This window comes from Citrobacter sp. Ca225, assembly GCF_030337175.1.
Lineage (GTDB): Bacteria > Pseudomonadota > Gammaproteobacteria > Enterobacterales > Enterobacteriaceae > Citrobacter_A > Citrobacter_A amalonaticus.
Genome location: NZ_JAOWCD010000025.1, coordinates 1 through 200, shown reverse-complemented (window position 1 = coordinate 200; position 200 = coordinate 1). Strand labels below are relative to the sequence as shown.

Below are 200 nucleotides of genomic sequence, written 5' to 3'. Positions count from 1 at the left end.
GCGGGGGTGATTAGCTCAGCTGGGAGAGCACCTCCCTTACAAGGAGGGGGTCGGCGGTTCGATCCCGTCATCACCCACCAACTACTTTATGTAGTCTCCGCCGTGTCGATAAGAAATTGAGAAGTGGGTGATTAGCTCAGCTGGGAGAGCACCTCCCTTACAAGGAGGGGGTCGGCGGTTCGATCCCGTCATCACCCACC

Annotated in this window: 2 tRNA genes; both read left to right on the top strand. The window is 58.0% G+C overall.

The features are described from left to right. Positions 1–4 precede the first annotated feature (4 nt). Positions 5–80, top strand: a tRNA-Val gene (locus tag OGW13_RS00755). Between the two features lie 45 nt (positions 81–125). Further along, a tRNA-Val gene (locus OGW13_RS00750) sits at positions 126–198 on the top strand. The last annotated feature ends 2 nt before the right edge of the window (positions 199–200 follow it).